The 14,603-nt window shown below is 47.6% G+C and carries 11 protein-coding genes; 3 read left to right on the plus strand and 8 right to left on the minus strand.

The annotated features are described in order from the left end of the window. Positions 1–7 precede the first annotated feature (7 nt). The 4 genes from J2Z70_RS02795 to J2Z70_RS02810 form a co-directional block, all read right to left on the minus strand. Entirely contained in the window at positions 8–1,912 is a 1,905-nt protein-coding gene (locus J2Z70_RS02795) for a beta-glucoside-specific PTS transporter subunit IIABC (protein ID WP_209869034.1), read from the minus strand. 140 nt (positions 1,913–2,052) lie between these two features. Beyond that, positions 2,053–2,883, minus strand: a complete 831-nt coding sequence (licT, locus tag J2Z70_RS02800; RefSeq protein WP_209869036.1) for a BglG family transcription antiterminator LicT — start codon at positions 2,881–2,883, stop codon at positions 2,053–2,055. A 185-nt stretch (positions 2,884–3,068) separates the two neighbouring features. Then, the gene (locus J2Z70_RS02805) at positions 3,069–3,683 is read right to left on the minus strand and encodes a suppressor of fused domain protein (protein WP_245367913.1); all 615 of its coding nucleotides are present in this window, start codon (positions 3,681–3,683) and stop codon (positions 3,069–3,071) included. Positions 3,684–3,712: 29 nt separating this feature from the next. Continuing rightward, positions 3,713–4,300, minus strand: a complete 588-nt coding sequence (locus J2Z70_RS02810) for a TetR/AcrR family transcriptional regulator (RefSeq protein ID WP_209869040.1) — start codon at positions 4,298–4,300, stop codon at positions 3,713–3,715. 262 nt (positions 4,301–4,562) lie between these two features. Between J2Z70_RS02810 and J2Z70_RS02815 the strand changes: the two genes are divergently transcribed. The 3 genes from J2Z70_RS02815 to J2Z70_RS02825 all read left to right on the plus strand — a co-directional run bounded on the left by J2Z70_RS02815 (position 4,563) and on the right by J2Z70_RS02825 (position 8,937). Beyond that, the gene (locus J2Z70_RS02815) at positions 4,563–5,717 is read left to right on the plus strand and encodes an MFS transporter (protein ID WP_209869333.1); all 1,155 of its coding nucleotides are present in this window, start codon (positions 4,563–4,565) and stop codon (positions 5,715–5,717) included. Positions 5,718–5,834: 117 nt separating this feature from the next. Further along, positions 5,835–7,118, plus strand: coding sequence for an MFS transporter (locus J2Z70_RS02820; RefSeq protein WP_245367914.1), 1,284 nt, complete (start codon positions 5,835–5,837; stop codon positions 7,116–7,118). A 103-nt stretch (positions 7,119–7,221) separates the two neighbouring features. Then, positions 7,222–8,937 (plus strand): ABC1 kinase family protein, encoded by a 1,716-nt coding sequence (locus J2Z70_RS02825; RefSeq protein ID WP_209869044.1) that lies wholly within the window; start codon positions 7,222–7,224, stop codon positions 8,935–8,937. A 121-nt stretch (positions 8,938–9,058) separates the two neighbouring features. Here J2Z70_RS02825 and J2Z70_RS02830 read toward each other — a convergent pair whose 3' ends face one another. The 4 genes from J2Z70_RS02830 to J2Z70_RS02845 all read right to left on the minus strand — a co-directional run bounded on the left by J2Z70_RS02830 (position 9,059) and on the right by J2Z70_RS02845 (position 14,561). After that, entirely contained in the window at positions 9,059–12,172 is a 3,114-nt protein-coding gene (locus tag J2Z70_RS02830; RefSeq protein ID WP_209869334.1) for an ATP-binding response regulator, read from the minus strand. A 238-nt stretch (positions 12,173–12,410) separates the two neighbouring features. Then, on the minus strand, positions 12,411–13,172 hold the full coding sequence (locus J2Z70_RS02835; RefSeq protein ID WP_209869046.1) for a DUF3600 domain-containing protein: 762 nt from the start codon (positions 13,170–13,172) through the stop codon (positions 12,411–12,413). Continuing rightward, complete coding sequence (locus tag J2Z70_RS02840; protein WP_209869048.1) at positions 13,159–13,746, minus strand: sigma-70 family RNA polymerase sigma factor; 588 nt, start codon at positions 13,744–13,746, stop codon at positions 13,159–13,161. Before J2Z70_RS02840 ends, J2Z70_RS02835 begins: the two co-directional genes overlap by 14 nt. Before the next feature lie 152 nt (positions 13,747–13,898). After that, positions 13,899–14,561: a hypothetical protein gene (locus J2Z70_RS02845; RefSeq protein WP_209869050.1), complete on the minus strand. Its 663-nt coding sequence runs from the start codon at positions 14,559–14,561 to the stop codon at positions 13,899–13,901. Positions 14,562–14,603: the final 42 nt, after the last annotated feature.

A 14,603-nucleotide genomic window follows, 5' to 3' on the forward strand; every position in this document is an offset into this window, starting at 1 on the left:
TATTGGTTTATACATTAAGTTTCAGCAGAGTATCCTTTTCTTTCACGGTGGACGGGCTGACCGCAGTAATGTCTGTGTAGTCACCCGTATTAGAGATGATGACCGGAGTAATGATCTCGAAGCCCTCTTGAATAATGCTGTCCCTATCGAATTCAAGAATCAGATCGCCGACATTTACCCGGTCGCCTTGATTCACATGGAGCGTGAAGTGTTTGCCGCCCAGCTTGACCGTATCAATCCCGACGTGAATCAGAACCTCTGCCCCATCGTCGCTGGTAAGAAGGACAGCATGTTTCTTTTTGAAGGCTACCGACACCACACCATTAATTGGAGAAACCACACGGCCCTCGCTAGGCAGAATGGCAACACCTTTACCCATCGTCTCCTGCGAAAAGGCAGGATCGCTGACTTCGCTTAAGCTTTTAACCTCGCCTGCAATGGGCGCATAGATTTGTTCATTTTGCAGCTTTTTGGCAGATACAGGTTCACTCGCAGACGGCTCAGGAAGGTCCGTATTGTTCTCTTCCACCGGTGCCTCTGTAACATCCTTGAAGCCCAGAACATAAGCGACAATAGCAGCAACGGCAAAGCTGACAACCACCGCCAGAACCATCAGGGAGAATTTATGTCCAATGTACAGCGGCAAGGACGGCAAGCCGACTTTTCCCAGCGCATAGGCTGCTACCTGGAAGATACTTAAGATGAATGCACCTGCCGCACTACCGATCAGCCCGGCAATAAACGGCTTTTTCAATTTGAGGTTCACACCATAAATCGCTGGCTCAGAGATCCCCATCAGCGCACTGATCGTTGACGCCCCGGACAAGGATTTCAGGCTGCCATTCTTGGTTCTCAGGAATACGGCGAATACCGCACCGGCCTGCGCGATATTAGCAACGGTCATAATCGGCATAATATAGTCGAAGCCGTTCTGGGCAATCGCCTGGAAGACAAGCGGAATGAGGCCGTAATGCAGTCCGGTGATGACCATCAGCGAGAACGTGGCTCCAAGCAGCGTACCGGCGATTACACCGAAGTGCTCATAGAAATACATGTAGCCATCGGCAATGGCATTACCCGCATAAATTCCTAATGGACCAATCACGATTAATGCGATAGGTGCCACAATCAACAGGATCAGCATCGGTTCCAGGATGGTCTTCAGTACATTCGGTACAATTTTGCGGACAAAACGTTCTACATAAGACATGATCCATACGGTTGCAATAATAGGAATAACAGAGGAAGAGTAGGACACCAGCTTAACCGGCAATCCCAGGAAGCTCATCGACGTGATCCCGTCGGCCATAAACTTGGCAAAGTTAGGATGGAGCAGCACGCCCCCTATCACAACAGCCAGATACGGATTAACATTGAATTTCTTGGCAGAGCTGAAGGCGAGCAGCATCGGCAGGAAATAGAATACGGCATCTGAAATAATATTCAGAATTTTGTAGAGATCCGTAGTCGCTGCTGTGGCATTGAACATGACGATTATAGCCAACAGCGCCTTGATCATCCCTGCTCCCGCTATAGCCGGAACAAGAGGATTGAATATCCCGGGTAATATATCTGCAAAAAACTTGCCAATCGAAGCTTTAATTCCGAGCTTCTGCCCTTTGTTGTTACCTTGTTGTTCAGCGTTCTCTTTGGCAGAGCCAGCATTATTTTTGGCAATCTTGCTTAACTCCCCGTACACCTTGGACACATCGTTCCCGATAATGACCTGAAATTGCCCGCCGTTAATGTTAACATCCATCACTCCAGGCAGCTCCTTTAGCTTTATTCGGTCCGCGGCCCCATTATCCCGCAGATTGAAGCGAAGTCTGGTCATACAATGGGTATAATCCTGTATGTTGTCTTCCCCGCCTACTAATTTTAGTATTTCTTTCGCCAGCTTTTGTTGATCCATGGTACAGCTCACTCCTCTTCATTTATAAGAAAATATAAGAAAAACCTAAACCGGCCAAAGAATACCCCCGGAAAAACAGAGGGATAATCCAAGTCCAGTTTAGGTTTTGCCTGCTCCGCAGTAGCAACCCCAAACAAGGGTTATTTTAGATGGACGACTCTTTCAATATGAATCGTTAAATACATGACTTCTTCATTGGTCAGTGTGCAATTGTATGTTTTTCGGATATAATCTTGAATCTTCCGTCCACACAAGAAGGAGTCCTTATACTGCCGCTTGACCATCTCATATAACTCACTATCGGTATTCTCAATATGTGTGCCATTTAATATTCTTCGGGCGAAGAATTTGAGATGGGTGACGAACCTGTAATACGTTAGCGACTCTTCGTCGTAATCGATTTTGAAATGGTACTTCACAATATTGAGAATTTCATGCACAATCTTAGTGATTTTAACTACATTCGGGATCTCTTCATTCATATGCGCGTTCACCAGATGGAGCGCAATATGAGCGGCCTCGTCTTCCGGGAACTGGATTCCCAGCTCCTCATGGATCAGTAACAGCGCTTTCTCACCAATCTCGAATTCATCCTTGTAGAATTTCTTGACCTCCCACAGCAACACATTCTTGATATGGTGTCCCTGCCTGGAGCGTTCGATAGCCGAATGGATATGGTCGGTCAGACTAACATAGATGCTGTCGTGCAGTCTCTTCCCCAGATTCATTTTGGCGAGATTAATAATACGCTCCGAAATCTCCATATGCGTAAGCGGAATCTCGGATAGAAGCGTCTTCATTTTGTCGGATATACTCTCATTATCCATGAAGACCTTCTCAATTTTATCTTCTTCAATGAGGTCGCCCGGCTTCTTCTTGAACGCAATCCCCCTGCCTATTACCACCACTTCTTTATTCTGGTCATTCATAGTAATGATGGCATTATTATTCAACACTTTTGCAATTCTCATAATAACCACCTTTGTCACAAAATAAAAAAAGGCAAGACCACAAACTTCGCCATATAAATATAGCTCTGTTAATGGTATTGCCTACATACGTAGTAACAATCCGTTATCTATTTAATTATGGACCGATTATATCATGGATTTTTGGGTTCAACAAGACTTTCTTGCAACCCTTTTCATGGAAAATGTTACGCTTCCGTGGAAGCATTCAGCCGCCGCGGATCAATAATAGAATGCTCGATCTCTTCGATGTAGGAATCAAAGGCCTCCACGCCTTCACTTAAGATTAATACAGCCTCCTGCGCCGTGACTGGTAGCGCCCATAGGATCTCAACCCTCTCGCTCCCGACCTGAATCTCCTCCAGCTCTTCACTTTCTCCCCTCAGCTCATCCAGCAACAGGGCAGTAGTTGTCCAGTTAGCCGGGGCCAGCGGACTCTCTTCCATCACTCTAGGTATCCGTGAATCACCTGCACCCTCTATATGATGGGCGATAAGATCACAGAGATAGGTAAATATCCGGTCCACAGACTCTCCGCCTAAGTCAGAGGTCAGAGCCATCATCCACTCCGTACCCACAGCTTGTCCATTCGGGCGGTGAGCTGCGGATAACCCGACTGTTGCGAACCTCGCCACTGTAGTCTCATCATCAGCCGGAAAATAGTAAACTTCAACATGGACGGCTGTATCGGGCTTGCTCAAGATGATCCGGCATTCCGGCATCTGCCAATCCCGCATGTATGCACCTAAGATCACTGTTCTGCGGATATCGAAGGAGAGCTCCCTCTCTTTGCTTGATTCCATAAAGATAGCCATCACCTTCCCTCTTTTGATTAGGATATGGTTACTAGGGTAAGTATCTGTTTCACAAAGTTATCAATCACTACCCTGTCCGGACGGGATTTCAGGAACACGGTAAGTCCTATTAACGAAATGACCAGCGTCTGCGCCAGATTCTTGGCATTTATCCCTGCATCCAGCTCCCCTGACTGTATACCCCGTTCAAGCGTTTCCTGGAAAATCACCGAGAGATACATCTGATGTTCCCTGGTCAGAATCTCGAACTTCTCATCATGGGCAGCCAGCTCCACCATTGAATTGATGCAGAAGCACCCCGTGCTCGGGCTTTTCTCATATTCTTTGGACACCACATCTTCAAAAAAAGTACGGAATGCTTCTTTCACTGAAGAATGCTTGTGCAGACTGCCCCGGACATAGGCGGCATGGGAACTCGTATATTTTCGTAGGGCAGCTTCAAATAGGCCCTTCTTGTCTCCAAAGGCAGAGTATAGGCTTGGACGCTGAATGCCCATTCTTGCGGTCAAGTCGCTTAAGGAGGCCGCTTCGAACCCTTTTTCCCAAAATACATCCATAGCTGCCTCTAGCGCCTTATCCTGATCAAATTCACGCGGCCGGGCCATTGAACTCCCTCATTTCATATCGAATGGTATATTACGATTGTATTTGCCGCAGATCCTCCTGTCAATCAGACCATTCTATATATCTTCCACCCCAGTTCCCCTTGACAGTTAATTTTGCTTGGCGTTATATTTATCAAGGATTATTACATACCGATCGGTATATTATTAAATCGAGATATCCAAGGAGGCGTTATGTTTGGCGGGCTTTGTGAAAGAACCGAAATTTAATGACGTAGCAGCAGAACCAGTATCTGCATCTTTAATGACCCGTAAGGTTGCGCTCTTATTTGCCATCACCTGCGGACTGGCGGTAGCCAACATTTATTACGCCCAGCCCTTACTGGACGCGATCTCCAGCGAATTCGGGATTACGCATTCTTCCGTCGGCATCGTGATTACAGTGACTCAGATTTGTTACGCCATCGGACTACTGTTGCTGGTGCCGCTGGGTGATCTGCTGGGTCGGCGCTGGCTGATTGCCGGACAGATGCTGGTATCCGTGCTGGCTTTGGTTGTTGTGGGCACTGCCCCCACCAGCATGGTGTTATTCATAGGCATTGCTACGGTTGGATTACTTGCGGTAGTGACCCAGACACTCGTTGCGTTCGCAGCAACTCTGGCTGCCCCGGACGAACGCGGGCGCACGGTCGGTGTGGTGACCAGCGGAATTGTCATTGGGATTCTACTGGCGCGGACATTCGCCGGCGCGTTAACGGATCTGGCCGGTTGGCGTTCGGTCTACCTTGTCTCCGCAGGACTCACGTTAATCATGGGAGGTGTATTGTTCAGGGTGCTGCCGCAGTCTGAGCCCCGGAGAGAATCCTTATCCTATCCGCAGCTTCTCCGTTCACTGTTCACGCTGTTCGCAGAGGAACGGCTGCTGCGAGTCCGTGCTGTGTTATGCCTGCTGATTTTCACCGCGTTCAGTATCTTGTGGACTTCCCTGGTGCTGCCTCTCAGTGCTCCGCCGCTGTCCCTGTCACATACCGCGATTGGAGCGTTTGGTCTCGCCGGAGTTACCGGGGCGTTAGCAGCAGCGCGGGCAGGCCGTCTGGCCGATCGGGGTTTGGGGCAAAAGACCACCGGCGTGGCGTTGACTCTGCTGCTTCTTTCATGGCTGCCAATCAGTTATACTCCGCATTCGCTGCTCGCGTTAATCATTGGGATTATCCTTCTTGACCTGGCCGTACAAGCCGTACACGTCACCAACCAGAGCATGATCCTTCATCTGCGCCCGGAAGCCCGCAGCAGGCTTACTGCCGGTTATATGGTCTTCTATTCGATTGGCAGCGCCACCGGATCGATTGCATCTACCAGTATGTATGCATACTCGGGCTGGAACGGAGTGTGTCTGCTCGGTGCAATGGCCAGTGCTCTGGCTCTGATATTCTGGGCGTTAACCCGTCATATGAAATGAACAATCTAACGGCTTCATATTCCCTTAGTGAGGTTTGTCAAAATCTTAAATTTCCATTATTGTTATCCTTATCTTACATTTGACGTTATGGATGCAGAAATGGAGGCCCGGAATTTCTTGAGACCACGGTTATTAACACGTTCCTTCTATTATCTATGGACGACCCAGACGGCGGCGAATGCTGCCGATGTCTTGTATATTATGGCCCTGACAGTGCTGGTGCTGGACCGGACGGATTCCCTTGTCTCGGCGGCCCTGATGCCGCTGATGCGCAGCTCGGCCCAGATGGTGAGCGGCTTCATTGCGCCGCTGCTCATCAACCGGATCAAGCTGCCCTCACTGCTGCTGATCTCACAGACAGGCCAGTTCCTGCTGTTTGTGCTGCTGGCTCTGTATCTGCAGCTTAACGGTGCGGCTGCTTCACTCACACTTGTCTTTGCTCTGGTCTTCGTCATGTCCTTCCTCGACGGCTGGACCGTTCCGGCCCGCAATGCGCTGGTGCCGCGGCTCGTAACGCGGGAGGAGGGGCTGCTTCAAGCCAACGGTCTGATCAGCGTTAGCGATCAGGTCGTTCAGTTTGCGGGCTGGGGACTGAGCGGCCTATTGGTCGCATTCCTTGGGCCCAGCCCGGCGCTGCTGCTGACAGCGGCCATCTATGGGCTGGCGGCCGCATTTTCGCTTGGAGTGAGAGAGCCAGCAGAAGCAATGGCTCAGATGCAGGGGCAGCCGGCGGGCTTGGAGCCGGTACCCCCATCCGCTTCGAAGTGGAAGACCTTGACCGAAGGCTGGCAAGTCATCTGGCGTATGCCCCGCCTGCGGATGCTGACCTTCATGGACATTATCGACATGCTGGGCGGCTCGGTCTGGGTCGGTGCATTCACACTGGCCTTCGTCCAGGTTGCGCTGAAGCAAGGCGAAGAGTGGTGGGGCTTCATTAACGCAGCCTATTTCGCAGGAACGGTCGGCGGCGGGCTGCTGGTCCTGTCGGCAGTGCGTCTCATCGGCAACCGTTATCTGGGGGCGATGCTCATCGGTATGGCAGGCTACGGCTTCCTCACCATGGTGTACGCTCTGACTACCCAGCCATATATAGCGCTGGTGCTTGTCCTGCTGATGGGACCGTTCGCGGAGCTGTCGGTGATTAACCGGCGTACCCTCATCCAGCGCAGCACCAGTAAGCAGATGCTGCCTAAGGTGCTGTCGGCGCAAGCCTCGCTGCTGCATCTGGTGTTCTGCATCTCGCTGCTGGTCATGGCGGGACTGGCCGAACGGTTCGGGATCGTCAACCTGTATCTGCTGGCGGCGGTTTTGACATCGCTGGCTTTGGTGGTCGGCTTGCTCGGCCGCCGGGCATTCAGGGACGAACCTGCGCCATCATCGCCTAGCCGCCCAAGCCTTTAATTGTATATCTGTCTGGTATGAAATATCATACAATTAGGCACATGGAAGATTAGAAGGAGAGATTTGGGATGCAGCATAATAACTCTGTGGTAGATGAACAAGTATGAGCGAATTCCTGAAATTAATGAAGGATGCAAGGTTCAGAAGAACCATGCGGATGATTTTCAAGTTCGCCTGGGATTTCTGGTGGCTGGGCAAGCTGAAGTTCTTGATGTCAAGGCGGCGCTTTGCAGCGAAGCAACGGGCCTTATACCGCAAGCAGGCAGCGTATTTCACGACAACCGCCATGGATATGGGCGGGCTAATTATCAAGCTTGGGCAGCATGTGAGTGCGCAGGTGGATATGCTGCCGAAGGAAGTGATCGATGAATTGTCCAAGCTGCAGGATTCTGTAGAATTTGTAGATTTCTCTGAGATCCAGCAGAAGGTAGAGCGTGAACTCGGGGTATCCATCAGCAAGATGTATGCTGAGTTCAGCGCGACTCCTATTGCAGCAGCTTCCTTCGGACAGGTCCACCGGGCCACCCTGAAGACAGGTGAGCAAGTCGCCGTGAAGGTGATGCGGCCCGGGGTCGAGGACATTATCGCGATTGATTGGAAATCCATTCAGGTCGCTATTTCGTTATTGAAGCGCCAGAAGCTGATTACTGACTTCATGGACCTTGATGCGGTGTATGATGAGTTTCATGACACCATTATGGAGGAACTCGATTATCAGCAAGAAGGGCGTAATGCCGAAGAATTCAAGCAGCAGCTAGCCCACCGGAAGGATCTCGTGATTCCACACATTCATTGGTCTTGTACTACATCGCAGGTGCTGACCATGGAATTTATGGAGGGTGTCAAAATCAATGATTTTGCCAAACTCGACGCTTGGGGTGTGGACCGGACCCAACTGGCGACATCGCTGATTGAAATCTTCGTGGAACAGATTCTATTGAACGGGCTTTTTCACGCTGACCCCCACCCTGGCAATGTGCTCGTGCAGCCTGACGGCACCATCGCTTTGATTGATTTTGGAATGGTCGGGCGGATCGCCCGTGATATGAAGACCCAGATGGTAGCCCTTCTGCTGGCCGTATATTTAAAAGACGCCCACGGTGCCATCGATGCCCTGAACCGGTTGAGATTTTTAAGACGCAATGTAGATCTGGAGGTCTTCTCCAGGAATCTTACGTTATTATTCGAACAAATCAACGGCGATACGTTCGATCTGAGTTTTGTGACGTCAGGCGACAATGTGGAAGAACTGCGTAATTTCCTCTACTCCCAGCCTTTTCAATTACCTGCCAATACCACATTCCTGGGCAAAGCCATAGGCACCGTGTACGGCCTCTGTACCGGACTGGACCCGGACCTTGATCTGGTCGGGACGGTTAAGCCTTATGTGGAACAGGTGGTGCGCAGGGATCTGCGGGGAAGTGTCATCTCCAAAGTTGTAGAGGATGGCAAGAATATGCTCAAAGACATCCTTCCAACGACCAAGAAGTTCATGTCTGCAATCGATAAAATGGATAGCGGAGGCTTAAGGGTCAAGCTGGCGAGCTCCCTCGAGCAAAAATTAATCGAGACGCAGAATAAAAATACACAGCGGTTAATTGCCACCATCATTGGCGCAGTATTACTTCTGGCCGGGGTCAACCTGTGGAATGAAGTGAATCCCATCGTCTCTTATGTACTCGGCACCCTGGGCCTGCTCGTTATGCTGAGCCAACTCCGAACGAGACAAGGCCGCCGGGACGAAAGACATGCCAGACAAATCAACGCTATGCGTGAACGTAGCCGGTTGGAGAAGCCGAAGTCTAAATCGCGTGGATAACGAAATGTGGATAACATTAACGCTGCGAACGAAACTAAACTGTACAAGTGGAAACGGCATTGCCGTCCTTTTAAAGGACGGTACCGTTTCAGCTTCATCCTTCCGGCCGATCTCATCGTTGTTATTCATTACTGCTGAGCGGAACGTGAAAAGTTACCGTTGTCCCTGCATCCAGCGCGCTTGTGATATGAAGGCCTGTTCCGAAATGCCGCTTCAAGCGCTGATCCGTATTGATTAATCCGACGCCGGAACTACTGCTTTTACGCCTTTCCAATAATTGCTGCAATTGAACCTCATCCATTCCGACCCCATCATCTTTAACTGTGATCTCTGCCCGGGTCTCCACGAAGGAAATACGTATGACAATGCTGCCTCCACGCTTGCGCTTCATGATTCCATGTTTAATTGCATTCTCAACGAGAGGCTGAATCGTAAGAAACGGGACTTTGATGCACCTGTGATCATCAATCTCCCAAATCACCTGCAGCCTCTCTTCAAACCGCACCTGTTCAATATATAAATAAGAACGCACTAAACTCAGCTCTTCTGCAACCGGAACAAGACTTTCAATGTTCTGGAATTTAAATTTGTTTCGCAGATAATTAGTGAATTCATCAAGCAAATCACGCATCTTCTCCAGATTAATATCCGTTAATGCTGATATAGCATTCAAAGCATTAAACAAGAAATGAGGCTTAATTTGGGCTTGCAGCCATACAGTTTCTAGTCGCAGCTGTTCCCGAATGGATTGCTTAATCGTCGTTAGCGCCTGTATCCGCAATTTAAGTTCTATGGCTTCTACCGGCTTCGTCACATAATCGTTTGCTCCCGCCAGGAAACCGCTATGTATATCCTGTGGCTGGCTTCTTGCAGTAAGAAGCAGAACAGGAAGCTCTGTGAAGGTAAATCGCTCACGAATCCTTCGTGTCAGTTCATATCCGGACATCATCGGCATCATGATATCAGAGATTACCACATCCCATTCCTTCGTACCCAGAATAGCCAACGCCTGTCTGGCACTGGTTACCATGGTTGTATCATATTCGTCTGGTGGCAGTATGGCTTCAAGCACTTGAAGGTTAACAGGATCATCATCAATAATTAATAGAACCGGACGGTCGGAATCCATCTTGAAGAACGTTGCCGGTGTCTCATCACTCAGGGGGGGGGCGCCGTCCATGATCATTGGAACAGGTTCTTGAATTGCCACAGCAGATATGGGTAACGGTTCAAAAGATTTCGCCGGCGCACTCTCCGCCTCCGCTTCCAAGCCTGCCAGTTGTAAAGAGAAGCTGAATTGCGAACCTTCTCCTTTAATGGAGGTTACATCCAATGTACCCCCATGAAGCTCCGCCAGTTGTTTGCTTATACTCAGCCCTAACCCGAAGCCGCCTTCAATCATGGTCTCCGTTGTGTTGGCTTGCTCGTATGGATGGAATAGGCATTTAAGCATGCCCTCATCCATTCCAATTCCGGTGTCAGCAACAACGATATAAGCCCTCCCGTCGTTTACATAAGCCGAAATCAAAATAACTCCATCATTTGTGTATTTCACAGCATTATGAAGTAAATTGAAGAGGATCTGAATAATCCGGTTCTCATCTGCATGGACCAGAGGAAAATCTTCAGGAATTTGATTTGTAATTTGTATAGATTTCACCTCTGCATTCAATTGCAGCATATCAAGGACTCCCGTCACGATCGGCTGGATCGGTATAACCTTTTTGCTGATACGGGGATTGCCTTCCCGCAGGCTCATCACATCAATCAAATCGTTTAATATCAAGGTTAGCCGGTGCCCTACAGAAGAAACAGTTTCAAGCTCTTTGATGCTTCTTGCCTGCATTACATGCTGTTCCCGTTTCATAACAGATTGTGATAGGTTGAGCATGCTGTGCAGCGGATTTTTGAACTCATGTGAAACATTCGCCAGGAATTGATCCTTATGATCATTCATTCTTTGCAAGGTTGTTGCTAGCTCATTCGTGTTTTCGTACATTTTAAAATAATTCCTAAACCATACTGAGGCCAAACACCCCATTGAAATAATCAAATCAAACGGATAATAGAGAAGATTATAACCGCCCTCCCGCCAGAAGAGCATCCAGATCACATGATGGATCAACGCAAGGATGGAGAACAACAATAACAGATTCCCTCTCATATCCTTGACCACTGTTCTACAGATCGCAATCGTTGCAACGACTCCAGCAGTACCGCCTAGCAGATTATACACAGGGAAGATGCTGGTTAACTGATATGTATCCAACAATAGCGTAATCCCTGCGGTCCCCAAGATCAGTGCCCTAAATACAGGATATATTCTGTGCCAAAGAGCTAGTTCGCGATGATTCGTACACTCCAATAATGCATAGGCTCCAACTAAAAAAGCTACATTGGATAGCCGGAAATCCCATACGTTGCCGATATAAATGATTTGATGGAACAGCTTCTCATCACTGCTTAACGCACCGCTTAGTGTGAAAGAGAATGTCAGTAAAGAGAAATACAGCAACTTTGTCTGCCTGTTACCCAATACAAATAATATAAACGCATAGGCAGAATGGATCAGAAAGATAACCGTTGTCAGAACCTGCATAGATACCGAAAGTTTCATCTCCTGGGTAATTGCTTCTTCTGTCCCGAATTTAATAGACCGGACAATGCCACCGCTCCGGCTATCCACATAATTGGACGCTTGAATTACCAATTCGATTACACCATCTTTGTCGGCCCTAAAGGTTGTAGAATACGGAAGATTCTTAGCGATAGAGGCTTCTTCCGAATCCGCTACCCGCCCGGATTTAGCCAGTAACCGGCCGTTTACGTATACTTCCGACGAAGTGCGTATACTTGGCACACGAATACTATAGTTGAGATCCTGCTGCGGATTCACATATATTCGTAAGCGGTACGAGCCAAATCCATATGGAGTAGAGGTCCCGGGATGCACAGCTTGATTCCATCCCCCTGGAACTTGAATCATCCTTGGCTCACTCAAGGCCAAGCCCTGCTGCTTTTTGCCATCCTTGAACCAATGTGAGGAATACAATTCCCATTCCCCGTCAAGCAAAACAATCTGCCCGTCTTCTGCATTCCAATTACGCAAATGGAGTTCCCCGTTTTTTATCGAATCCTGTTGTAAACCGCCAAACAACTCCATCCATAATAAGCGTGTGCCTGATAGAACAACTAATAGTAACCCCAGGAATAAAAAGATGTACTTCATTTTCATTTGGTGATTCCATGAAAAATTAGCCAAGAGTATCCCTCTCCTACTCATTTCTTCTTCTTTATCTATCGGCTTCATGTAGTTTTTTGCTAAGAAATTTTGTAGCACAAAAAACTCGCAAAAGCCCATTTACGCACCCTCCCGACCTACCCTGCTCTATGGTCGGTTTGCTGGTAAATAAAGCTTCTGCGAGTTTTGGATCATAATGACTGGTTTTCAAGCCATACTGAGGGAGTAAGGGTTAAGAGCTTGTTTTAACCATTATGTCCAGCTTATTAACGTAAGGGGTGAGCGCCTCCAATAACTTCTCTTGCTTTTGAATTTCTTCTGTCGACAGCCGATCCATATGAACACTTCCGTCTGGATCAGTTACCTTGGCATCATAGCTTTTTAACTGATTTATTATGGGTTCAAGCTCCCTATACTCCTGTTCTGTAAGCCTCTGTTCAGCCTTCTCAAGCAAGCTATCCCAGAAAGCGCCACGATCTGTGCCAGATGCCTTTGTCTTGGATTTATCCGTTTCGTTCATTTCCTTGAAATACGGTTCAAGCTCCACCAGTAATTTCTGGTAAGCCTTCTGTTCTTCTGCATCAAGCTGTTCTATGTGAAAAATCCCCTTGGAATCTGCCGCCAGCAGATTGTAATCGCCTAATTCCTTCAATAAGGACATAACCTTGGCAGCTTCTTCCTCGCTAAAATTATGCTTCAACCTCTGCAGCTTAGCCTCTAACTCCTCATATTTCTGCTGGCTTAGGCCAATCGTAGCTGCTGCTTCTTTCGAACCATACATACTATTCGCCAGATAATGATATCCGGCAAACGCTCCAGTAGGAATTAATAAAGTAGCTGCCAAAACGCCTGCTACGATCCACTTCTTTTTCATTCGTCTTCCCCCTTGTCCGGTTACGGTCTGATTTAGTATTCTCTCCTTCAGTTCCGGTGGGGCATTTAAATTTCTGGCCTCTTCCTGCAGAACTGTTCGCAGCTTTTCATTGAAATTCATGCAGATCCTCCACCTTTCCCTTAAAAAGAGTCTGATTCTCTGGCTTCTGACGAAGCTTGCGCAGTGCAGCATGAATACGGGATTTCACGGTACCCAGAGGGATCTCAAGGATTGCAGCACTTTCTTCCTGCGATAATTCATTTAAATAATGCAGAATAATCACCTGCTTCAGCTTATACGGAAGACTATCTACGCTAGCAAGCAAGGAGTGGTTGGAGATCTTGTCCACAACCTTATTTGTGAATTCAGGCTCCACCACCAAATTGACCTGCTCTGCCTTCTTAAGAACTCGGAGATGCGTCCATCTCTTTCTCCGGTAGGCATGAATTTGTCGCACTGCTATTCCCATAAGCCAGGGTCTAAAGGGACGACTGATGTCAAAATGGCCAAGAGATCTGCGCATTTGAATATAAATCTCCTGAACGATATCATCCACCTCAGTTGTTTCGCGAACGAGGAAATGAACGGTTTGATATACATCCCTAATCGTAGCTTCATATAGCTCACTAAATGCTTCACGACTGCCGGCTAGCGTAAGCATAATGAGCTGAGAATATTCTTTTGGATGCTCCATTCATCACCCCTCCCTTCGGTCTTACACTATATATTGGGGAATAAAGAATATTTCGTTCGATTTTTCTTTGGAAAAATACAGAATAAACCGATCAAAGTCCACTAAGGATTTTGATCGGTTTAATGTTGTCTGCCTAACATTCACATTCCCCGTTAGTTGAGCAACAAGCTCTCGAAATGTATTATCAGTGAATCCAACGGATTCCCGATTTTCACATTTAACTCTTGCTCAACTTTAACGGCTGATTCCACCATAGATAATTGTGCAACAGAAATTTTCTTGTTTTTTTCTGATGCAAGTATCCCCTTTATGTACTTTGATAATTCTTCAACGTATTGCTCATTTTTACCTTGCATGATTAGCTCAAATGTATTCTCTATGACACGTGCCTCAATATGAATTGGCTTATCCTGTATAGAAGCAAATTCATTAAGCCTGCTCATTGTCCCTGCGACGGTTGCTGGATTAGTGAATAATAGAACCTGTGGTTCTGTAATACTGCAGACCGAACTAAAGAAAGGCTCATCAATTTTTATTATAGGAATAGATGTATGAAGCCGGTTTTCTTCAAGAAGAGCAATATAATTAGTACATGTGATAAGAATAGCCTCAACACTTGCTTGTGATATCCATTCTATTTGTTCGATGACTTTATTTTTGGCTTGTCCTTCATCGAAATTTTTATCTGATGTAATTCTACTCATCAAACCAGGATCCACAAAATGAACCAATTCCAACCCATCAGAGGTAAGAGCGTTTTGAATATACTGGATATTTGAATAGTGGGCGTGTAAACACGCAATCTTTTTCTTCATGATTTTATCTCCTTTAACCCGTACTTTGAGCAGTCCCGCTCC

Source organism: Paenibacillus silagei (genome assembly GCF_017874735.1).
Classification (GTDB): domain Bacteria; phylum Bacillota; class Bacilli; order Paenibacillales; family Paenibacillaceae; genus Paenibacillus_AQ; species Paenibacillus_AQ silagei.

Bases quoted from the DNA above. Each gene is read 5' to 3' on its own strand.
- J2Z70_RS02795 (WP_209869034.1), bottom strand. From the start codon at position 1,912: ATGGATCAACAAAAGCTGGCGAAAGAAATACTAAAATTAGTAGGCGGG.
- licT (WP_209869036.1), bottom strand. From the start codon at position 2,883: ATGAGAATTGCAAAAGTGTTGAATAATAATGCCATCATTACTATGAAT.
- J2Z70_RS02805 (WP_245367913.1), bottom strand. From the start codon at position 3,683: ATGGAATCAAGCAAAGAGAGGGAGCTCTCCTTCGATATCCGCAGAACA.
- J2Z70_RS02810 (WP_209869040.1), bottom strand. From the start codon at position 4,300: ATGGCCCGGCCGCGTGAATTTGATCAGGATAAGGCGCTAGAGGCAGCT.
- J2Z70_RS02815 (WP_209869333.1), top strand. From the start codon at position 4,563: ATGACCCGTAAGGTTGCGCTCTTATTTGCCATCACCTGCGGACTGGCG.
- J2Z70_RS02825 (WP_209869044.1), top strand. From the start codon at position 7,222: ATGAGCGAATTCCTGAAATTAATGAAGGATGCAAGGTTCAGAAGAACC.
- J2Z70_RS02830 (WP_209869334.1), bottom strand. From the start codon at position 12,172: ATGAAAATGAAGTACATCTTTTTATTCCTGGGGTTACTATTAGTTGTT.
- J2Z70_RS02835 (WP_209869046.1), bottom strand. From the start codon at position 13,172: ATGAATTTCAATGAAAAGCTGCGAACAGTTCTGCAGGAAGAGGCCAGA.
- J2Z70_RS02840 (WP_209869048.1), bottom strand. From the start codon at position 13,746: ATGGAGCATCCAAAAGAATATTCTCAGCTCATTATGCTTACGCTAGCC.
- J2Z70_RS02845 (WP_209869050.1), bottom strand. From the start codon at position 14,561: ATGAAGAAAAAGATTGCGTGTTTACACGCCCACTATTCAAATATCCAG.